Origin of the sequence: Mycobacterium sp. AMU20-3851 (genome assembly GCF_043974665.1) — a bacterium.
Taxonomy (GTDB): Bacteria; Actinomycetota; Actinomycetes; order Mycobacteriales; family Mycobacteriaceae; genus Mycobacterium.
Genome location: NZ_CP146371.1, coordinates 2,643,465 through 2,662,646 on the forward strand (window position 1 = coordinate 2,643,465; position 19,182 = coordinate 2,662,646).

Here is a 19,182-nt window from a genome sequence, read left to right on the forward strand (position 1 = left end):
CAATTGGAGGGTGGGATGCGGATCCTGGTTATCGGCGCCGGACCGTCGGGGCTCTACAGCGCGATCGCGCTGGCGCGGCGCGGGCATGACATCCACCTCGTGGACCGGGAGCCCGGACCGCCGCGGCACGGGATGTGGCGGCGCCGCGGGGTGATGCAACTGCACCATGCCCACACCTTCCGGGGGCCGGTGGTGGACGCGCTGGCCGCCGAGATGGCGGACGTTCTCGATGACCTGGCAGTCTGCCGCGCCGAGATCGCCTACGACGACGCCGGCCGGGCCGTCGCACTGCTGTGCCGACGGGCGACTTTCGACTCCGTACTGCGCCGGCGGGCCGAGCGGACTCCGGGCGTCACCGTCCATACCGGGCACATCGGCCCGGTGACATCCGACGGAAGCGGGTTGCACGTCGACGGCGCGCCGGTAGCCGCCGATCTCGTCCTCGACGCGTCCGGCCGTGGTGCCGGGACCACCCGAGCACCGGCCGGCACCCTGGTGGACTGCGGTGCCGTCTACGTGACACGCCAGTACCGGCTGCTGGGGCCGGGCCTGCCACCGGTCAACGGACCGATCGGCTTGTCGCTCGGCCTGGATGGCTACGCGGCCATCGCGTTCCTGCACGATGACCGGACCTTCTCGGTGACGATCATCCACGACGGCACCGACCGGCGGCTCCGGGAACTGCGCGAGAACGTGGTGTTCGAACGAGCGGTTGCATCCATCCCCGCGCTCTGTCGATGGACGGTTCCCGGCCGCTCCGAGCCGATCACCCCGGTGCTCGCCGGAGGCCGCCTCTACAACGGCTACCGGGGACAGCAGGGCCGGCCGCGTGGCGTCATCGCGGTCGGCGACGCGGTGTGTACCACCACGCCGCTGGCCGGGCGGGGGGTTGCGCTGGCGTTGATGCAGGCACGCGCGCTCGTCGGGTTGCTCGGCGGGAAACGGCTGACGCCCGCGCAGGTCGAGGGCGTCACGGCCGACTTCGACGGCTGGTGCGCCGACCACATCAAGCCGTGGTTCGATGATCAGGTGTACGCGGATACACACCGGCTGCGCCGCTGGTCGGGGGTCGATGTCGACCTGTCACAGCGGTTGCCCAGCGATTTGATAGTGGCTGCTGCCGAACACGATTCGCGTCTCGGCCCGCTGGTGCAGCCCTATCAGCGAATGGACTCGTCACCGGTCGTCCTGGCCGCCGCCGAGCCGTTGGCGCGGGAGGCGTTCGCCGCGGGGTGGCGACCGGCGATCCCGGACGGTCCATCGCGCGCGGAACTCGCCGACACCTGCCGCGCCGTCGCCGCACGGATCGCCTAACCGGACGGCGTCCACCGCACCGGCAGCCGCTTGATGCCGTGGATGAACGCCGAGAGCAACCGGTCCGGCTCACCGTCGGCGCGCACATCGGGGACCTGGCGATGCAGCTCTTCGAAAGCGACGGTGATCTCGCGGCGGGCCAGGTTGGCGCCGAGGCAGAAGTGCGCACCGCCGCCGCCGAACCCCAGATGCGGGTTGGGGTTGCGCTGCACGTCGAAGCGCCAGGGATCGGCGAATCGGGTCTCGTCGCGATTGGCCGACCCGTACCAGAGGGTCACCTTGTCACCGGCCGCCATCGGCACGCCGGCGAGTTCGGTGTCGCGGGTCAGCGTGCGGCGCATGTAGGCCACCGGGGACGCCCAGCGGATGATCTCCTCGACCGCGGTCGGCGCCAGTGCCTCGTAGTCGGACCACCACAGGTCGCGTTGCTCCGGGAATCGGCTCAGTGCGGCCACCCCGTGGCTGATCGCGTTGCGGGTGGTTTCGTTTCCCGCCACCACGAGCAGGATGAAGAAGGATGCCACCTCCGCGGAGGTCAGCCGTTCGCCGTCCACCTCGGCGGCGACCAGGGCGGTGGTCAGATCATCGCCGGGCCGAGCCCGCCGATCCTCGGCCAACGCCGTCGCATACGCGCCGATATCCATCGCGACCTGCGCGAACTCGTCGAAGTCGGCGGTCAGGTCGGGATCGCCGAACCCGAGGATGACGTTCGTCCAGTGAAAGATCGTGTCGTGATCGGACTCGGCGATGCCCATCATGTCGCAGATCACCTGCAGCGGAAGGGGCCCGGCCAGCGTCGCAACCACATCGGCGCGGCCGTCCGGATGATCGGCCACCATGGTCGAGACGAGATGCCGCGCGCGGGCGCGCACCGAATCTTCGATTCGGGCCAACACCCGCGGCGTGAATGCACTGCGCACGATGTTGCGCAGCCGGCTGTGCCGCGGATCGTCCATCGCGATCATCGATCCGAAATACTCGGCGAGTTCCGGCGTCTGATCGCCCATGGTGATGTTGGGGCTGGAACTGAACAACTCGGGGTGGCGGCTCGCGTAGTGGACGTCGTCATAGCGGGCCAGCACCCAGTGCCCCGCGCCCGCGTCCACGCCTTCGATGGTGATCGGCCGGTGGAAGGACACCGGGGCCTCCCGCCGCAACGTGGCGAAGGCGCCGTCACGGAAGTCGTCGTCCCGTTGCCAGAACTTCCAGGACCCGAGGTCGATATCGGCCAGTGGCACCGGCTGCGGCGGCGCTCCGTTCACCCGCTGCGCGATGGGCATGGCCGTAGCTTAGATCCGCGTCGCACCGGGCACCGGCGAAACCGGCACTCGTCAATCGGTGGCCGGTTCGGGCAGGTCATGGCGGACGACCCGGACGCGGCCGTGCGGCAGGCAGGCGACATAGCCGTGGTGCTTGCCGTACAACTCCCAGGACGTGTGCGCATCGTCGCTGCGCACGTCGATGTGCTGGCCGCCGGAGAACTGCAGGTGCAGGCTGCCGTCGGGATCCCAGTCCGCGTGCGTGCAGGTCGCCCCGGCGAAATCGAAGAGCGGCTTCTGCTCGTTGCGCACCGCGGTCGGATCGATGGTCACCACCTCCGGCTCCGCGGCGCCCGCGACACCCGCGATCTGCGGCAACGTCAGATCCAGCGGGACGGAAATGACGAGTTCGTTGTAGTCGTCCAAGTTGAGCACCAGACCGTCGCGGAAGGTGATCCGCTGCAGGACGTGCCCCTGGATCCACTGTTCGGTCATGTTTCCACTGTGGGCCGTTGCTGTTACCAATTCAAGGGACGCACACCGGTTCGCTCCTGTTCGGGCCCACCCGAGATTGTGATATCTCAAGATTGCTGGTGAACGACGCTGGTCGAACGGGTGTCATGGACCCGGCAGATGCGTCAGACTGTTCGCTGACGGTCGGGGAGCCGATTCCCGGGCGTAAACTTCACGCTACGGGGGAGGGCTCGTCACCTGACGAGTCGGTTCGAGTTCGCGCACTAATGAAAGGGCTGTTTTGCCCGTATCCGAAAACCAGGTCCCGGGGGCTGGCCTGAGGCCGCATTTCGAGGACGTCCAGTCGCACTACGACTTGTCCGACGACTTCTTCCGGCTGTTCCTGGATCCCACTCAGACCTACAGCTGCGCATATTTCGAGCGTGACGATATGACGCTGGAGGAGGCTCAGTACGCGAAGATCGACCTGTCCCTGGGCAAGCTCGGCCTGCAGCCCGGGATGACACTGCTGGACATCGGCTGCGGGTGGGGCGCCACCCTGTGCCGTGCCATCGAGCGGTACGACGTCGATGTCATCGGGCTGACCCTGAGCCGCAACCAGCAGGCGCACGTGCAGGAGTTGTTCGCCGGTTTGGACACCGAGCGGTCCCGCGAGGTGCTGCTGCAGGGTTGGGAGCAGTTCTCCGGTTCGGTCGACCGCATCGTCTCGATCGGCGCCTTCGAACACTTCGGCGCCAGCCGGTACGACGACTTCTTCGCGATGGCATACGCCGCGCTGCCGCCCGGCGGGACGATGCTGCTGCATACCATCGTCAAACCCAGTGACGAGGACTTCGCCGCCCGCGGACTGCCGCTGACCATGACGAAGCTCAAGTTCTTCAAGTTCATCATGGACGAGATCTTCCCGGGCGGTCAGCTGCCGTTCGTGTCCGTGGTGCAGGACCACGCCGTCAAGGTCGGGTTCGAGGTGCAGCGGGTGCAGTCCCTGCGGCTGCACTACGCGCGGACCCTGACGATCTGGGCGGACGCTCTACGGGAGCGCCGCGACGAGGCCATCGCGATTCAGTCCGAAGAGGTCTACGACCGCTACATGCGGTACCTGACCGGGTGTGCCGAGCTGTTCCGGGACGGCTACACCGATGTCTGTCAGTTCACCCTCTACAAACCGTGATGAGCGGGCGGACCTAGCGCCCTGCCTCCAGCGCGTCACGCAACCGCTGGGGCAGGGGGCGTTTCGCCCAGGTGTCGGTGGACACCACCACGTACACGTTGCGTCCGCGGACGGCGACCTGCTCGATACCGTCGGTGTCGGGTGCGGACCGCAGCACCGTGAACGCGATGGCGAAGCTCGTGGTGCCGACGTGATCGCAGACCGCCTCGACGCGCACCTCGTCGCGCCACCGGACCGACGCCAGGAAATCGATCTCGCTGTGCACCACCTGGAAATCGACGCCCGCCGAGATCAGTTCGGGATAGCTCACCGCCACTTCGTCCAGCAGTGCGGTGCACGCCTCGTCGAACCAGGTCAGGTAGTGGCCGTTGAAGACCACGCCCTGCTGGTCGATTTCGGCGTAGCGAGGCACCACTTTCAGTGAGGTCACCCCAATTACGATGCACCACAACCGCGCCGCACCACAAACACTCGCCCAGCGGTGCGCGGCTACCATCGCTGTGTGATCAGCTCCCCGGCGTACCCACGATGACCGCGCCCACCCTCGTCACGATCGACGACGTCCGGGCGGCCGCCGAACGACTGCGGGGCGGCATTCTGCGTACCCCGCTCATCCCGGCCGACTGGGCGGACCCTGCCCGCCCGCTCTGGATCAAACCCGAAAGTCTGCAGGTGATCGGCGCATTCAAGGTGCGCGGCGCGCTGAACGCCATCAGCCGGATCGACCCGGCGGTTCGCGGGCGCGGCGTCGTCGCGTACTCCAGCGGCAATCACGCCCAGGCCGTCGCCTACGCGGCGGCACGCTTCGGTATCGAGGCCCACATCGTGATGCCGGAGGAGACCCCCGAGATCAAGGTGGTGCGCACCCGCAGTCACGGCGCCCGGGTCGTGTTGTGCGGAGCGGGGGAGCGTGAGGCGGTGGCCGCCGAACTGGTCGCCGAAACCGGCGCGACGCTCGTGCCCCCGTTCGACCACCCGGACATCATCGCCGGGCAGGGCACCATCGGACTGGAGATCGCCGAGGATCTGCCCGACGTCGCCACCGTGCTGGTCCCGGTGAGCGGGGGTGGACTGGCCTCCGGTATCGGCACCGCGATTCGGGCGTTGTGCCCCGAGGCCCAGATCTTCGGTGTGGAACCGGAATTGGCCGCCGACACCGCCGAGGGTCTACGCCGCGGCAGTCGCTTCGCGATGTCCATCCAGGAGCGCAACCGCACCATCGCCGACGGTCTGCGATCAGAACCGTCCGAGCTGACCTTCGCGCATCTGCAGCATGTGCTGACCGATGTATTGACCGTATCCGAAGACGAAATACGTTCCGCGGTCGCGGAACTCGCGGTGCGCGCGCGGCTGGTCAGTGAGCCCAGCGGCGCGGTGGCGCTGGCCGCCTACCGGCGCCACCCGACCCCGGCCGGTCCCACCGTGATGGTGCTGTCCGGCGGGAACATCGAACCGGCGCTGCTCGCCGACATCGTCGGCGGGTCAGCACCAGCGGTCGGGGTTGACCAGGGGCACTGACACCGCGCAGCCCCCGTGCGCGCTGTGTGCCCAGGCGTCCTGCTCGGCGGCCGCCTTGAGACGGCGCCGACGTCCGGACCACCCGCAGGAGCAGCCCGCCGTCGAATCACCCCAACCGCGGCTGAGCACGTACACCGTGCCCCGCCCGGTCGGGCCGGTGAACAGATCTTCGGACAGCACGGTTCTCATCGGGCACTTCTCCTTCGCCGACCTGACCTCGGTGTCAGTGGACGTACGGCGCTCCGCGTACCCCGATTCTCCGCCGAGCGTGCTGCGTTTGACCGGATGTGCAGATCACGAGTCGGCGCAGATCCGGTCAAGCCGCGGTCACCCAGACGCCCGCCTAGTGCACGCCCTCCATCAGCCGGCTGATGCGGCCGGTCAACGCCAACACGATCAGGCCCGCCGCGATGGCGACCAGCCCGAGAAGGCCGAAATAGGCGAACTCATGGGCTGGGTCGTAGTACCCGGCCAGCACCCCGGACATCGAGGTTCCCAGGCCGACCGAGAAGAAGTAGAGCGCCATCATCTGCGCCCGGAACGCGTCGGGGGCAAGTTGGGTGGTGACCGCCAGGCCGATCGGCGAGATCATCAGCTCCGAAATCGCGAAGACCGCCATGATGGCGACCACCAGCAGCGCAGGCACGGCCCGCCCGGTGGTTCCGGCCATCGGCAGGAACAGCAAAAACGCCGCCCCCATACCGATGACACCGTAGGCGAATTTGCGGGGTGTGGTCGGTGCCCGCTGCCCGAGCCGGGTCCACATGAGGGCGAACACCGGCGACAGCAGGATGATCCAGACCGGCTCGATCGAACCGATCCAGCTCGACGGGGCCGTCCAGCCGAAGATCGACCAGTTCATCCGCTCGTCCGAATACACGGCGAGCACGGTGAAGATCTGCTGGAACAGCGACCAGAACACCGCGTTGGCGATGAACAACGGGATGAAAGCGCTGACGCGGGTCCGTTCCAGCGCAGACACTTTCGGGCTCTTCAACAGCAGCACGAAGTAGCCGACGGACGCGACCACGATGACGCCGGTGGTGACCTGGGACAGGTTGGCCAGCGTCACCAGGCCGATGGCGAACGCGGCCACGACCACGACGATCACCCCGGCGGCGACACCGACGGCGGGCAGCACGCCGGACCGTGGCAGCGGATTGGGCACCTCGCGTCCGTGGTTGCCGAGGTTGCGGCGGAACACCACATACTGAGCCAGGCCCAGCGCCATACCGATTGCGGCGGCGCCGAATCCGTAGTGGAACCCGACCCGGGTCTGTAGCAGCCCGGTGATCAGCGGGCCGATGAAGGCGCCCAGATTGATGCCGAGATAGAACAGGGTGAATCCGCCGTCGGCGCGGGCGTCGCCCTTGTCGTAGAGGGTGCCCAGCAACGAGGACGCATTGGCCTTGAGTGCCCCCGATCCCAACGCCACCAGCACCAGACCTGTTGCCACCCCGGTGATTCCGGGCAACACCGCCAGCGCGAGATGGCCGAGCATCACGACCACCCCGCCGTAGAACACGGTGCGTTCCATGCCGAGCACCCGGTCGGCGAGCCAACCGCCCAGCACCGTGGACAGGTACACCAGCCCGCCGTAGGCCCCCACGATGCCGGTGGCCGTCGCCTTCGACAGTTCCAGGCCGCCGTCGGTCGCCGAGTAGTACAGGTAGTAACCCAGGATGGTCAGCATCCCGTAGAAGGAGAAACGCTCCCAGAGTTCGACGCCGAACAGGTTGGCCAGCCCGATCGGATGGCCGAAGATGGTGCGCGATGTCGGGTGGTCGGTCCGAGTGGTTCCCGCTTCGTCCTCCCCAGTCATGTCCTCACCATCGCAGGCCCCGGCGGCATGTGGATGCGTTCAGCCGAAGTCGCGAATGCTCCGGTGCGATGCTTGTCAGACGAGCAAATTGTTCAAGAGCGCACGACAAGGTATGACTGCCGACGGGGCAAACCTGCTTCGGATCAATGTCGAGCACGGGTGGGTAACGGGGTGCTTCCGGAGGTAGTGTCAGCCCGGTAACGGGACGATGACTGCAACGTCTCGAGGGTCGCGCGCGTGCGACCGAGGGGTCCGAAGGGGTTCATGTGGGCGCGGTGCTCGGCTTGTCGATGACGCCTCGATCGCTGTCTGTCGTGGTCGTGGGCGGTGCCCCCGACGACGAAAACCACTCCGCAGCCGGTCCGCGGGACACCTTCGAGATGGCCGTCGATGGCGCCGATGTGCGGGCAGCCACCGAGCAGGCCGCCGCCGCGGTGGAGGCGATCGCGACGTCGCACGGCCGGCGCCTGACATCCATCGGCGTCACCTGGAGCGACGACGCGGACGCCGAGGCGTCCCTGTTGATGGAGTCGTTGACCGAATCCGGCTTCGGCAATGTCGTACCGATCCGGCTGCCGGAGGCCACCGAGGCACTGGCGCGCGGTATGGCCGATGTCATCGGCTACCGCACCAGTGCGGTCTGTGTGCTGGAACCCGATACCGCCATCGCCTTGATCGTGCACACCGACGACGGTGCGGTGCAGACGGCCATCAACCACACCATCGATTCTGACGAGAGCCTGATCGGCTGGCTCAGCACCGTCTTCACCCGAGCCGACTGGCAACCGGAGGCACTGGTGCTGGTCGGGTCCGCCGGCGGCTTCGACGCGGTCCTGCCGCGGCTGCAGGAGGCACTCTCGGTCCCGGTTTTCGCCCCGGCGGAGGCTCCGCTGGCGCTCGCTCGGGGCGCCGCGCTCGCATCGACCCACAGTGCCGATCTGCCGCTGGACACCGGGCCGTTCACGGCGGCGCCCGCCAGCGGCCGGCACAGCGCCGGGGGGCGTCGTCCGTCCCCGTCGCAGGCCTTGACCGGATTGCTGGCCGCCGGTGTGCTGACTTTCGTGGTGTCCGCGTCGGTCGCCGTCGCGGTGCAACTGTCGCCGCGCCAGCCGACTGCCGCGCCCGAACCGGTCGCCACCGCGGAGCGCATCTCCGCGCCGGTCCCGCCGTCCCGGGTGCCGGCACCCCTGGTCGAGGCGCCGCCGGCCGAGGCGCCGGTGATCGCCGAGCCGGCCGAAGCCGTTGCCCCGGTCGCCGAACCCGTCGTCGAGGCGGTGCCACCTCCGGCCGAGGTCGTCCCGGTTCTGGATACCGCACCCGCCCAGCTGCCCGACGAGGCACCGGCTCAGGCCCCGGTTCCGCCGCCGGTGCTGGCGCCTCCGCCACCGGTACTGGCCCCGCCGCCGGTGGCGCCGCCCCCGGTGGTGTCGCCGGTGTACGAACCGCCCAAGAAGCCGCTGCTCCAGCGGATCCGGGACCGGCTACGGCTCGGAGGCAACGAGCAGGGACCGCCGGCGGTCATCCGGCCGCCGTCGATGGGCTGACCGGCCGATCGGTTCGCTGGCTAACATTTCCCGGGCTCGGTACGAACTACCATGTAGTCAGCACACCAGGTCCGGATGTCCGGAATCAGGGGAGGTTCACCGAGCTTGCGCAAAGTAATGCAGTCTCTGCTGGTCACGACGGGTGTTGTCGCCCTCATGTCGATGACGTCCACGGCCATGGGCGCGGCCGCGGTGCACACCCCGTCGGCCGCCGTTGCGGTGTCACCGGTAGCCGGTGATGTCGTCGGTGTGGCCTACCCGGTGACCGTGACCTATCGCGAACCCGTTGTCGACCGGGCGGCGGCCGAACGGGGCATCTCGTTCTCGGCGCCCACCGTCCCGGACGGCAGCTACGAATGGCTCGACGACTCGACCGTCCGATTCACCCCGACCGAGTACTGGCCGGCGCATTCGACCATCACCGTGCAGGCCGACGGTTTGAAGACGTCCTTCGAGACCGGCGCCCAGGTCGTCGGTGTCGCCGACATCAGCGCCTACACCTTCACCGTCAGCATCGACGGTGAGGTCGCCCGCGAAATGCCGGCATCGATGGGCAAGCCCAAGTTCCCCACTCCGGTCGGCCGGTTCACCGCGCTGGGCAAAGAGAGCGTGGTGGTGATGGATTCACGCACCATCGGCATTCCGTTGGATGACCCCGAGGGCTACAAGCTCACCGTCTACGACGCGGTGCGGGTCACCTGGGGCGGTGTGTACGTGCACGGCGCGCCCTGGTCGGTCGGATCGCAGGGCTACGCCAACGTCAGCCACGGCTGCATCAACCTGAGCCCCGACAACGCCGAGTGGTACTACAACAACGTCAGCATCGGTGACCCGATCATCGTGCAGGCCTGAGGTTTTCGCGAACCGTCAGGCATCGGCGTGCAGGTTGCGCGCGGTCGGTGAGGACTCGACGGCCCCCGCGTCGGGATGGGTCCCCAGCACTCGATCGGCGGTGCCACTGCTGGTCACCGTGAACCAGTAGTGCTCGTTCTTGAAGTGGTGCCGGCGGTGATTGAGCCAGATCGACCGGTAGACGGCGGTTTTGGGTTTGTAGTCGGTGTGGATCAGATAGTGGCACCACTCGTAGCCGATACCGAGCACGGTGAGGAACACCAGGAACGTCAGACCGCGGCCCAGGCTCGGGAAGACCGTCAGCGCGGTGGCCACGGCCAGCGGCAGGATCCACAGCAGAGACTGCCACGGGATGAACACCAGCGGCAGGTCGCGCGGTTCGACGTGATGGGCGCGGTGCTTGCGCGACAGCAGCGGATCGACTGTCACACCGGCGATTCGGCGTGGCCGCCAGTGCAGGATGACGACGTGGATCACCCACTCGGCGAACGGGAACACGGCGAGCATCACCACCGGCAGCACCAGATCGGTGAGTTGCCAGTCGCCGACCGCGACCCGGGTGCCCAACGCCGCAGCCAGGGCGCCGGCCAGCATCCACGGCGAGGGATGTCGCAGAAACTCCCGGCCCGCCTGGGCCAGGGTGAGGCCACGGCGCACGTTCATAGTGCGGCCTCCAGTTCGGTGAGGGCATCGAGCAGTGCGGTGGTGGCGGGCTCCAACAGCGCGCGGGCAGCAGAACCTGCCGCCGCGGGGTCGCCGGCATCGACCGCGGCGGCGATCGCGCGGTAGGCCTCGGGTCGGCCCACCTCCGCGGCCATCATCGCGGCGAGCGCGGGCAGGGCCGGCTCGTAGGTGGCCCGCAGCGTGTTGTACATCAACCGGAACGCGATGGAGTCCGCGGCGTCGACGAGGTGGTCCCAGAAGGTCAGGGCGTGCCGTTGGCGCTCCACGGGATCGGTTGCGCTGCACAGTGTCTCGATAGTGGTGTCGAGCAGGGCGGCGATGTCCGGACTGCGCCGGGCCGCGGCCAGCTCGGCCACCTTCGGTCCGTTGTGCAGCCGGGTCTCCAGGATGGAGCGGACCACCGCGGTGTCGAGCTCGCCGGCAGAGAACAGCAGCCGGGGGAGCAGGTCGAGTCCGGCGTGGCGGCGGAAGTCGCGCACCGTGGTGGTGTCGCCCTGCCGGATCTCGACCAGACCGGCGGCGGTCAGCCGTTTGAGGGCCTCCCGCACCGCCGGCCGGGACACCCCCAGCACCTCGGCGAGGCGGCGCTCGCTGGGCAGCGCATCGCCGGGTTTCATCTCGCCGCTGAGCACGTCGGCGACGATCTGCTCGAACACCTCCTCGGGGACCGAGCGCCGGTTGACCGGTTGCAACGCCATGCGGCCAGCTTGGCAGATGATCGGTAAGAGGTCAAGTGGTCAGACCAGTGGGACTTGGGATCCACGATGTCGGGCGGTGTGCCACATCGGGGTGTTGCGTTGGCTGACCGGCTAACCCGCATTTGCCGCCGGCAGAAGTGAACAAAGAGGCGATGCTGTCGATCAGATTTCGGTCTGGCGTATTGGGCAGGCTGTATGCGTAGGGGTGGGTCTATCCGGCGAAGTAGCTTGTGTACGGTCGCGCAGGTCGACGGTGGAAAGCTCGTCCTCATGATCAACGCATTGAACTCATGACTGTTCTTCGTTGGCTGCATCGACCAGGTTCGAAAGATGAACACCGTCCATGTTGTAGAACATTGCGCCGGTCGGGTCCGCTGTGACGTCGACCTGCACGAACTTCTGTGTGCCCCGCTGCGTAGTGATGGTGAGCAGACCTCGGTATTGATTGAGGTCGACATTGATGAGCTGCAAGTCGTCTCCGAGACTGAGCCCGAGATCCTTCGTCCCTTCATTCGTAGATAGCTGCGTACGCACGAGCGAGATCACTTGGTCGGAGACTGCCTCGACGTTGGTGGCTAGCGGTGGGGGCGGTGGCAGGGGTGGAGTCTCCCACCAATGCCCGCCGACCACCACGGATATCGCGAACGCGGCAACGGCGGCCGCTAGGACGGTTTGCACTATCCGAATGATGTTGTCTGTTGCCACTCTTCGCTTCCCCGTTATGGTGATGGCGAGTTCTTCTCAGTCGCCATGGAGGGACAATACATCTGTATTCCCTCAGCGCATGTGTGAACGAACACTGTGATGACAGTGTTGGGCACCGGAGATGCTGAACCCCTGTGCAGTAACGAGTTCTGCGAGGCAGGCTGGTATGCAACAGGAATCGGGTATGGGTCAGGGTATCGAGGTGCCGCGGTCTGTATTGCCATTGCACATAGTTTCCGGCGGCACGCAGCTTGAGAGTGATTGGCAGGAAAAGTGTCTGGCAACGTCGCTGTTCTTCTTCGATGACCCGACAGGCGCGACGTGCCCCGAGCGTTACCTGCAGTCCTCGCGGATCGAATCAATCACCCGCGTCATCGCGAACTGATACTGACTACTCTACAAGCAACGTGCGGCGGCGAAGCCGTGTAGCCGTGCGGTTCAGCGCACGCGTGGCGGAGCGGTTTCGCCCAGGACGACGAATCTCAGAAAGACTGTGCGCCGATACCACGCATCACGTCCCCGCAAGCCCTGCATGCAAGCCTTCCCGCGGTTCTGGATTTGCCAGAGAACGACCGGTCAAATGATCACAGCGTGGACCAAACAGTTCCGAGTGGGACGACGCCATGACACATGAGATGGATTAGTTCGATCCGCCGCAGTTCAGCAGTGCGAGTATGGACATACAACTCGGGGAAGCCACACCACACGCGACCCCCCGTCAGCTGGTCGGCTCGGGGCCGCCGTGACCTGGCGCTGATCGGTTGGTGACGCTGAGCCGTCTAGTCGTACCAGGGTTGTGGTTCCGGGTCGCGGTCCAGTTCGGTAGATCGCCAGGTTGGTCGCCAGTATGCGTCGGCTTCGTCTGCTCGTTGCTGTCGTAGAGCGGCGTGACGGTCGACTTCGCGTTGCCGTTCGTAGGCTTTGAGTTCGGCTTCGCGGATGGCGTCGTCCAAGCGAGCGGCGCCTTCGGCGGGAGTGATGATCGGTATCCCGAGTTTTCGTGCTGTGGTGTGCCGGGAGTCGGTGGCGTCTGGAGTTGTGCTGACCATCCATTGGACAGTTTTGGTGACGTTGACCGCGAGTTTGGCGCCGTAGCCTTCTGCGCGCTCTCGCAAGTCGATGACTTCATTGTGGTCACCAACGATCGCGATACGAAGACTTTTCAGGTAGCGGGCTTCCGGCGGGGGAGATGGTTCGGCGCATTGCTGGATGATGTCGTCGATTTGGGTGCTCAGCTCGGATAGGCCGAGTGCGTCGGCGAGCAGGTACATTTCGCGGCGCTGGACAGCCGACAGGAGGTGCCAATCGTGCGCCTTGCTGTCGGGATAGGTCTCGTGCCATGCAGTGTGGTGCAGTGTCTTGAGCTGTGGGCCGGTCAGACGTGTCGCTCGTGCCTGGCGGGTGAGCGCGTCGGCTTCTTCGTAGGTCAGTCGCCCGTCTTCGACGGCATTGGTGAGCAGCGCGACATATTGCTGGGCCTGCGCAGGATCCCCGGCGCGCGGATGGGGCGATTGGGGGAATGAGTTGAGTAGTTCGGTGACGGAGCCACGTGATAGTGGGACCGGCCGACAGCTGATGGGGCATTCGGTGAATGTTGTCACTTGCGGGGTGAGCGGGCCTGCGGTGAGGTAGAGCGGTGTCGGTGCTTTGTTGAGTAGCCACAGCAGTACCTCCCGGACTGCGCGAGCGTCACCGAGTGCGGTGTGTTTCTGATCAGACCAGCCTCCGGTGGCCGTCTTGTACATCGCGGTGAGGCTGAAGGCACGGCCGTCGAGTTGTCGCCGTGAGGTCTGAAGTGTGCACAGGGCAACAATTTTCGGTAGTTTGACCTTGGCGTGACGTGCTGCGGCCGCGAGGAATCCCTCCTCGAATTCACAGTTATGGGCAACCAGAATGGTGCCGTCGATGAATGCGAGTACCTCGGGAAAGGCTTGCTCGATCGATGGCGCGCCGACCAGATCGTCGTCGTCGATCTGATGGATGGCGCGGGCCTCGGGGTCCGACCCCGGGCTGTTGATCAGCGTGGCAAATTCATCCAGGATGGTGCCGTCGGCGCTGAACTTGACCAGCCCGATCTCCACGACCCTGTCTGTGGCTGGATCGAGTCCGGTGGTTTCCAGATCGATCGCAGTGAAGGTCGCCTCTGACGCCGGGTAGGCGGTCGCGCGGCGGGTGAGAACGGTGCGAGTAATCGGCGACTTCGTCGACCGACCGGTAGGGGCGGCGACCGGCGAGGCAAGTAGACGTGCGGTTGTCGGTGCGACAGGTGCAGGCGGGGCAGGGGTGCGCTTGGCGGGTGCCGGTGAATGTTGCACGGCTGGAGACGTTGTCGGACTTTGGAGTGGGGGAGCGTCAGCGATAGCTCGGCCGACGGGGGCGACGGCGTCGGCGCGGGAGATCTGGAGTTGCCACTGCAGGCCGTGCGAACTCGTGAGGTCGAGGGTGCCGTAACGCATGATCGGCAGCACGCGGTTGTTCTTGTACCGGCGGTCGGGGCCTCCTTTGACGTTGACGTATTGCCAGGTCTGATCAACTTGAACAGCATCGCGCGGAGTGGCATTGCTTTCGATGAAGCGTGTGTCGCCTGCCTGCACCTTCAGGTGGGCGTAGCTGATGTCACTGAAGCGGTTACCGTCGCGCACCAGGATGCGGTCGGGAAGAAAGTACAGTGCGGCTTTGCCGGCAGTGATAGACGGGACGGCGATGTTGGTTGAGAGCGCCTTGGGGCCGGTGGTGGCCGCGGCGACGTCGACGCGGTTGATAATGCGGCTGGCACCTGAGTTCGTTTTGAACTGATGGGTGGTTGCTACGTTGCCTGCCTGCAGGACCCGCCACAGTTTTTGCGATTCGCTGAGCCAGGGCCACATGCGCACGAGCGTGTCGAACCAGGTGAAGTGTTCGTCTTCGACGTCGTAGAACAGGATGACGGTCTTGCGGGCGCGGTCGTTGAGCACCATCCAGATGCACAGGGGAGCGAGCAGCGCCCACACGATCAGTCCCCACGGTAGGCTGATCAAACCGAGTAATACCGTGGCCGCAGTGACCCACCATCCCCACGGGGTGCGGGAGGCGGCAGTGTTGAGTTGCTCGACAATGTCGCCGCCACCGGTCGGGGCGAGCTCGACGGCGGTGGCGCCGGTGACATCCTCCATCAGGATGCCGCTGGGCTGGAAGGTGCCCGGCACAGGCCTCGGTGTGGACGCCGGGGCCGTCGGTCCGTTCAGCGTGGTGCGGTAATAGACGCCGCCTCGACCCATGTGCACATAGTTGCCCCGCGGCCCAGTGCCGACGCGGAACCCTGGCACGCCGACGCTGACTCCGATGCCGGACTTGCTGAGATTGAACCGGAACGGTCCGGCACTCAAACTCTTGCGGATGTAAAAACCCACTGAATCCCCTTGCGAAGTAACCTCGGCAGGATCGTGCCATAGCGGCGCCACCGGGGACGTGAAATCCTTCGCAGAAGTCAATAAAGTTTGCCGGCAGGCTGCGCCTCGCCCTGGTTTTCTTCGGCTGCTCCCGCCGGATCGAATACTGGCGGAGACCGACCATCCGAGCGGAGACCGTCGTAGGCCAATGCCCCGCCGACCGGGGAATGTGAGGAAGTAGAGCAAAACCTCCAGACGACATGGGCCCCGACGAAGACGGAACTCGGACGCAGGTGTGGCGAAACCTCTCCAATCTGGTGAATGAGAGTCACCATCAGCCTGTTCGGGTCTGAATGGCGAGCTGCCTTCGCCATCGCGAGGAACTGAGAGGAACCCGGATTTCGAGATCGGCACCGCCGTGCGGTCTCCGCCTTTGCAGTCGAGAACAGAAGAGCCCGTTTCCAGAACCTGATGGAAACCCGCAGCGGTGCGGGTCAGGGGAGTGGCGTTTCCAGTCGCCTACTGGAAACGACTCGCGGGAATCCCGGTGTACTCCGGGTTCGGCGGCACCGCCAGCGCGATGCCGATGCGGTTGGTGGCGCCGATGAACGCCGCGATCGAGATGGCCTCCAGGATCAGGTGGTCATCGAGGCCCAGCTCGCGCAGCCCGGCGAAATGCTCGTCGCGGATCTGCTGGGGATGGTTGTTGACCAGCACGGCGAGGTCGCCCAGCGCCCGTTCGCGCTCGGTGAGTTCGGCGACCTGGGTGTGGTCGATGGCCACCCGCTGGCCGAAGGACCAGTCGCCGGCGACCTTGCCCAGCTTGTTGGCGTGGTTGGTGTGGCAGTAGGCGCACCGGTTCTCACCGGACACCACGGTCGCGATGACCTCGCGCTCCCGCTCGGTGAGCCCGCCGCGCCCGTCGGTGCCCAGCAGCGGCAGCAGATAGCCGTTGAGCCGTTCCAGGTCGCCCTCGTTGAGCGACAGGGCGCGAAACCAGTTGGACGTCAGGCCCTCGTCGCGCTGCTGCTTGGCGAAGAACCCCTTCACGGCGGGACGTTCCAGCTCGTCGAGCGCGGGCACCTTCAGCCGTGAGACGGCGGTCGGGGTGAGGGTCGGGACATCAGCGGTGGCGGTCATGGGGACGACCCTGCTCGCAACGGCGTTCGGCGGCCACGGTTTTGCGCCGCGCGAATTAATTGCCGGCGTGCAGCGCCCGCGCGGTCGCGTCGTCGGCGGGCAGGAACGCCTCGATGCTGAGTTCGGCAGCGGTCAGATCCAGCGCGGTCCCGAAGGTGGTCACGGTGCTCAAGAACGTGAGCACCTGCCCGTCGGTGCCGAGCAGTTCCAGCGGCACCACGACACCGCCGAGATCGGTGGTCTCGGCCTGACCGCCCGGGTAGGACTCGATCTCGGCCAGCAACTCGGCCGATGCCGCCGATCCGCTGACGGCGACCTCGCGGCGCAGCCGCCCGATCACGTGGTGCCGCCACTGCGCCAGATTCCGGATGCGGGGCGCGAGCCCGTCCGGGTGCAGCGATATGCGCAACGCGTTCGGCTGCGCCAGCAGATGCGGGGCGACATCCTCGAGCATCACCGAGGTGCCGGAGTTGATCTGCAGCACATTCCAATCCCGGTCGATGGCCAGGCACGGAAACGGGTTGTAGGCGTTGAGAACTCGTTCGACACCCGCGCGCACGGCGGCCATCCCCGGATCGTCGAGTGTGCGTTCGGAATAGGCCGGCGCCAGTCCGGCGGCGATCAGCAGCTGATTCTGCTCGCGGGCCGGCACCTGCAGCGCGGCCGCCAGCCGCAGCACCATGGCCCGGCTCGGGGTCGAGCGCCCGGTCTCGATGAAGCTGACGTGGCGGGCCGACACGTCGGCCTCCAGTGCGAGATCGAGCTGGCTGAGGCGGCGGCGCTGCCGCCACGACCGCATCAGCGAGCCGAACGGCGGATTCTGCAGTTGAACACCGGTCACCGGACCAGTGTCGGCCACAACCGGTAGCGGCACCATTACCTGCCGGGTAATTGCGGCGCTGACCTCGGCGGCGCACCGTGACGGTATGACGAACACGGACGCCACACCTCCGGTACCCCGCTGGCTGCGCACGGTCCTTCGCTGTGACCGCGCCGGATCATCCTGGTACATCGGTACCGGATTCTTCTTCGCCCCCGTGCTGGCCGTGCTGTCGCCGTGGCCGACGCTGACCGCTGTGGCATGGGTGGTGATCGCGCTGGCCGGATTGTGGTTGGGTCTGCTCGGTATCGCGATGGCGACGGGATTGGCAATGGTCTTGCGTCGCAACGGGGAGATCGACGACGACTACTGGCGCTCCCTCCTGGATTACCGCAGCCCTCCGGATATCAGTGCGCCACGGCCTGTTTCGTCGAGCCGGAGTAGTCGACCCGCCAGTGTTTGATGCCGTTTAGCCAGCCCGAGCGCAGCCGCTCGGGCGCGGCCAGCGGGGTGAGGTCGGGCATGGCGTCGGCGATGGCATTGAACATCAGGTCGATCGTCATCCGGGCCAGGTTGGCCCCGATGCAGTAGTGCGCGCCGGTGCCGCCGAAGCCCACATGCGGATTGGGGTCGCGCAGGATGTCGAACCGGAACGGGTCTTCGAAGACCTCCTCGTCGAAGTTGGCCGAGCGGTAGAACATCACCACCCGCTGGCCCTTCTTGATCGACACCCCGCCCAGTTCGGTGTCCTCGGTTGCGGTGCGCTGGAACGACGTCACCGGCGTTGCCCACCGCACGATCTCGTCGGCGGCGGTGCCGGGACGCTCGCGCTTGAACAGCTCCCATTGGTCTTCGAACTCGGTGAACGCCATCATGCCCTGGGTGATCGAGTTGCGGGTGGTCTCGTTGCCCGCCACCGCCAGCAGGATGACGAAGAATCCGAACTCGTCCTCGGAGAGCTTGTGGCCGTCCACGTCGGCCTGCACCAGTTTGGTGACCAGATCATCGCCGGGGTTGGCGCTGCGTTCGGCGGCCATCTGCATGCCGTAGGTGATGAGCTCGACCGACGCGCTGACGGCGTCGTTCGTCGCGAACTCCGGATCCTGGTCGCCCACCATCTGGTTGGACCAGTGGAACAGCTTCATCCGGTCCTGCTGCGGTACGCCCATCAACCCCGCAATGGCCTGTAGCGGCAACTCGCACGACACCTGCTCGACGAAATCCCCGCGTCCGGTCGCGGCCGCCGCGGCGGCGATCTCGCGGGCCCGCTCGGCGAGGTCGGAGCGCAACTGTTCGATGGCACGCGGCGTGAAGGCCCGCGAGATGATCTTGCGGAGGTGGGTGTGGTGCGGGGCGTCCATGTTCAGTAGTACGAACTTGCCGGAGTCGATCTGGGACCGGACGGTGCCGTCCTTGTAACGGGGCAGCGCGGTCTTCTCCAGGCTGGAGAACACGTCACTGCGCCGCGAGACCTCCTTGACGTCCCGGTGTTTGGTCACCACCCAGAAACCGCCGTCGTCGAATCCGCCCACGCCCTCCGGTTGCGCGTTCCACCAGATCGGGGCAACCTTGCGCATCTGGGCCAATTCGTCCACAGGAAGTCGCTCGGCGTAGATGTCCGGATCCGTGAAGTCGAATCCGGCAGGAAGGTCGGGTGTCGGCATTGCGCAACCTCCGCGGTAGGAATTGCTCTCCTACCGCATTGCTACACCAGAGGCGTAGTCTGCGTCCTCGAGTCGGTGAAGGTAATCGCACCTGTAACGAATCACGCGCCGGAACGGAACAACTTCACGAGAGCCGATCGGCAATGATC

At 66.4% G+C, this 19,182-nt stretch carries 19 protein-coding genes; 7 read left to right on the top strand and 12 right to left on the bottom strand.

Annotation, left to right across the window (positions count from 1 at the left end; genetic code table 11):
• The first annotated feature begins 15 nt into the window (after positions 1–15).
• Complete coding sequence (locus tag V4U86_RS12635; RefSeq protein ID WP_395311538.1) at positions 16–1,314, top strand: FAD-dependent oxidoreductase; 1,299 nt, start codon at positions 16–18, stop codon at positions 1,312–1,314.
• On the opposite strand, the gene V4U86_RS12640 is transcribed toward V4U86_RS12635, so the two are convergent.
• Both V4U86_RS12640 and V4U86_RS12645 read right to left on the bottom strand, forming a co-directional pair.
• Complete coding sequence (locus V4U86_RS12640; protein WP_395311539.1) at positions 1,311–2,594, bottom strand: cytochrome P450; 1,284 nt, start codon at positions 2,592–2,594, stop codon at positions 1,311–1,313. The two genes, V4U86_RS12635 and V4U86_RS12640, sit on opposite strands and share 4 nt — an antisense overlap.
• A 51-nt stretch (positions 2,595–2,645) precedes the next feature.
• Positions 2,646–3,068 carry a DUF6188 family protein gene (locus tag V4U86_RS12645; RefSeq protein ID WP_395311540.1) on the bottom strand — a complete coding sequence of 141 codons (423 nt, stop codon included), beginning with the start codon at positions 3,066–3,068 and terminating at the stop codon, positions 2,646–2,648.
• 259 nt (positions 3,069–3,327) lie between these two features.
• Here V4U86_RS12645 and V4U86_RS12650 point away from each other — a divergent pair, with 259 nt between their 5' ends.
• A complete protein-coding gene (locus tag V4U86_RS12650; protein WP_395311541.1) occupies positions 3,328–4,218 on the top strand; it encodes a cyclopropane mycolic acid synthase family methyltransferase in 891 nt (296 codons plus the stop codon).
• A gap of 13 nt (positions 4,219–4,231) precedes the next feature.
• Here the strand turns inward: V4U86_RS12650 and V4U86_RS12655 are convergent, their stop codons facing one another.
• Positions 4,232–4,639, bottom strand: coding sequence for an acyl-CoA thioesterase (locus V4U86_RS12655; protein WP_395312025.1), 408 nt, complete (start codon positions 4,637–4,639; stop codon positions 4,232–4,234).
• Between the two features lie 107 nt (positions 4,640–4,746).
• On the opposite strand from V4U86_RS12655, the gene V4U86_RS12660 reads away from it, so the two are divergent.
• Positions 4,747–5,736, top strand: a complete 990-nt coding sequence (locus V4U86_RS12660; protein WP_395311542.1) for a threonine ammonia-lyase — start codon at positions 4,747–4,749, stop codon at positions 5,734–5,736.
• On the opposite strand, the gene V4U86_RS12665 is transcribed toward V4U86_RS12660, so the two are convergent.
• Positions 5,701–5,925 (bottom strand): hypothetical protein, encoded by a 225-nt coding sequence (locus tag V4U86_RS12665; RefSeq protein ID WP_395311543.1) that lies wholly within the window; start codon positions 5,923–5,925, stop codon positions 5,701–5,703. The genes V4U86_RS12660 and V4U86_RS12665 overlap by 36 nt on opposite strands.
• Positions 5,926–6,079: 154 nt before the next feature.
• Positions 6,080–7,558: a peptide MFS transporter gene (locus tag V4U86_RS12670; protein ID WP_395311544.1), complete on the bottom strand. Its 1,479-nt coding sequence runs from the start codon at positions 7,556–7,558 to the stop codon at positions 6,080–6,082.
• A 266-nt stretch (positions 7,559–7,824) separates the two neighbouring features.
• Here V4U86_RS12670 and V4U86_RS12675 point away from each other — a divergent pair, with 266 nt between their 5' ends.
• Positions 7,825–9,102 carry a DUF7159 family protein gene (locus tag V4U86_RS12675; protein WP_395311545.1) on the top strand — a complete coding sequence of 426 codons (1,278 nt, stop codon included), beginning with the start codon at positions 7,825–7,827 and terminating at the stop codon, positions 9,100–9,102.
• A gap of 126 nt (positions 9,103–9,228) precedes the next feature.
• Positions 9,229–9,954, top strand: coding sequence for a L,D-transpeptidase (locus V4U86_RS12680; RefSeq protein ID WP_395312026.1), 726 nt, complete (start codon positions 9,229–9,231; stop codon positions 9,952–9,954).
• A gap of 15 nt (positions 9,955–9,969) precedes the next feature.
• Here the strand turns inward: V4U86_RS12680 and V4U86_RS12685 are convergent, their stop codons facing one another.
• The 3 genes from V4U86_RS12685 to V4U86_RS12695 form a co-directional block, all read right to left on the bottom strand.
• Complete coding sequence (locus V4U86_RS12685) at positions 9,970–10,617, bottom strand: sterol desaturase family protein (protein ID WP_395311546.1); 648 nt, start codon at positions 10,615–10,617, stop codon at positions 9,970–9,972.
• Positions 10,614–11,336 carry a FadR/GntR family transcriptional regulator gene (locus tag V4U86_RS12690; protein WP_395311547.1) on the bottom strand — a complete coding sequence of 241 codons (723 nt, stop codon included), beginning with the start codon at positions 11,334–11,336 and terminating at the stop codon, positions 10,614–10,616. Before V4U86_RS12690 ends, V4U86_RS12685 begins: the two co-directional genes overlap by 4 nt.
• A gap of 288 nt (positions 11,337–11,624) precedes the next feature.
• Complete coding sequence (locus V4U86_RS12695; protein WP_395311548.1) at positions 11,625–12,041, bottom strand: hypothetical protein; 417 nt, start codon at positions 12,039–12,041, stop codon at positions 11,625–11,627.
• Between the two features lie 166 nt (positions 12,042–12,207).
• Here V4U86_RS12695 and V4U86_RS12700 point away from each other — a divergent pair, with 166 nt between their 5' ends.
• Positions 12,208–12,426 (top strand): hypothetical protein, encoded by a 219-nt coding sequence (locus V4U86_RS12700; protein ID WP_395311549.1) that lies wholly within the window; start codon positions 12,208–12,210, stop codon positions 12,424–12,426.
• Between the two features lie 394 nt (positions 12,427–12,820).
• Here V4U86_RS12700 and V4U86_RS12705 read toward each other — a convergent pair whose 3' ends face one another.
• The 3 genes from V4U86_RS12705 to V4U86_RS12715 form a co-directional block, all read right to left on the bottom strand.
• Positions 12,821–15,430: a DUF4236 domain-containing protein gene (locus V4U86_RS12705; RefSeq protein ID WP_395311550.1), complete on the bottom strand. Its 2,610-nt coding sequence runs from the start codon at positions 15,428–15,430 to the stop codon at positions 12,821–12,823.
• A 498-nt stretch (positions 15,431–15,928) separates the two neighbouring features.
• The gene (locus V4U86_RS12710) at positions 15,929–16,549 is read right to left on the bottom strand and encodes a peroxidase-related enzyme (protein WP_395311551.1); all 621 of its coding nucleotides are present in this window, start codon (positions 16,547–16,549) and stop codon (positions 15,929–15,931) included.
• Positions 16,550–16,604: 55 nt separating this feature from the next.
• Positions 16,605–17,348, bottom strand: coding sequence for a helix-turn-helix domain-containing protein (locus V4U86_RS12715; RefSeq protein ID WP_395312027.1), 744 nt, complete (start codon positions 17,346–17,348; stop codon positions 16,605–16,607).
• Positions 17,349–17,475: 127 nt separating this feature from the next.
• On the opposite strand from V4U86_RS12715, the gene V4U86_RS12720 reads away from it, so the two are divergent.
• Positions 17,476–17,832, top strand: coding sequence for a hypothetical protein (locus V4U86_RS12720; protein ID WP_395311552.1), 357 nt, complete (start codon positions 17,476–17,478; stop codon positions 17,830–17,832).
• Here V4U86_RS12720 and V4U86_RS12725 read toward each other — a convergent pair.
• Complete coding sequence (locus tag V4U86_RS12725) at positions 17,777–19,033, bottom strand: cytochrome P450 (protein ID WP_395311553.1); 1,257 nt, start codon at positions 19,031–19,033, stop codon at positions 17,777–17,779. The two genes, V4U86_RS12720 and V4U86_RS12725, sit on opposite strands and share 56 nt — an antisense overlap.
• Between the last annotated feature and the right edge of the window lie 149 nt (positions 19,034–19,182).

Excerpts from the sequence above, each read along its gene's own strand:
- V4U86_RS12670 (WP_395311544.1), bottom strand. The coding sequence starts at position 7,558 with ATGACTGGGGAGGACGAAGCGGGAACCACTCGGACCGACCACCCGACA.
- V4U86_RS12660 (WP_395311542.1), top strand. The coding sequence starts at position 4,747 with ATGACCGCGCCCACCCTCGTCACGATCGACGACGTCCGGGCGGCCGCC.
- V4U86_RS12700 (WP_395311549.1), top strand. The coding sequence starts at position 12,208 with ATGCAACAGGAATCGGGTATGGGTCAGGGTATCGAGGTGCCGCGGTCT.
- V4U86_RS12715 (WP_395312027.1), bottom strand. The coding sequence starts at position 17,348 with ATGCGGTCGTGGCGGCAGCGCCGCCGCCTCAGCCAGCTCGATCTCGCA.
- V4U86_RS12685 (WP_395311546.1), bottom strand. The coding sequence starts at position 10,617 with ATGAACGTGCGCCGTGGCCTCACCCTGGCCCAGGCGGGCCGGGAGTTT.
- V4U86_RS12640 (WP_395311539.1), bottom strand. The coding sequence starts at position 2,594 with ATGCCCATCGCGCAGCGGGTGAACGGAGCGCCGCCGCAGCCGGTGCCA.
- V4U86_RS12665 (WP_395311543.1), bottom strand. The coding sequence starts at position 5,925 with ATGAGAACCGTGCTGTCCGAAGATCTGTTCACCGGCCCGACCGGGCGG.
- V4U86_RS12725 (WP_395311553.1), bottom strand. The coding sequence starts at position 19,033 with ATGCCGACACCCGACCTTCCTGCCGGATTCGACTTCACGGATCCGGAC.
- V4U86_RS12710 (WP_395311551.1), bottom strand. The coding sequence starts at position 16,549 with ATGACCGCCACCGCTGATGTCCCGACCCTCACCCCGACCGCCGTCTCA.
- V4U86_RS12645 (WP_395311540.1), bottom strand. The coding sequence starts at position 3,068 with ATGACCGAACAGTGGATCCAGGGGCACGTCCTGCAGCGGATCACCTTC.
- V4U86_RS12720 (WP_395311552.1), top strand. The coding sequence starts at position 17,476 with ATGACGAACACGGACGCCACACCTCCGGTACCCCGCTGGCTGCGCACG.
- V4U86_RS12690 (WP_395311547.1), bottom strand. The coding sequence starts at position 11,336 with ATGGCGTTGCAACCGGTCAACCGGCGCTCGGTCCCCGAGGAGGTGTTC.
- V4U86_RS12635 (WP_395311538.1), top strand. The coding sequence starts at position 16 with ATGCGGATCCTGGTTATCGGCGCCGGACCGTCGGGGCTCTACAGCGCG.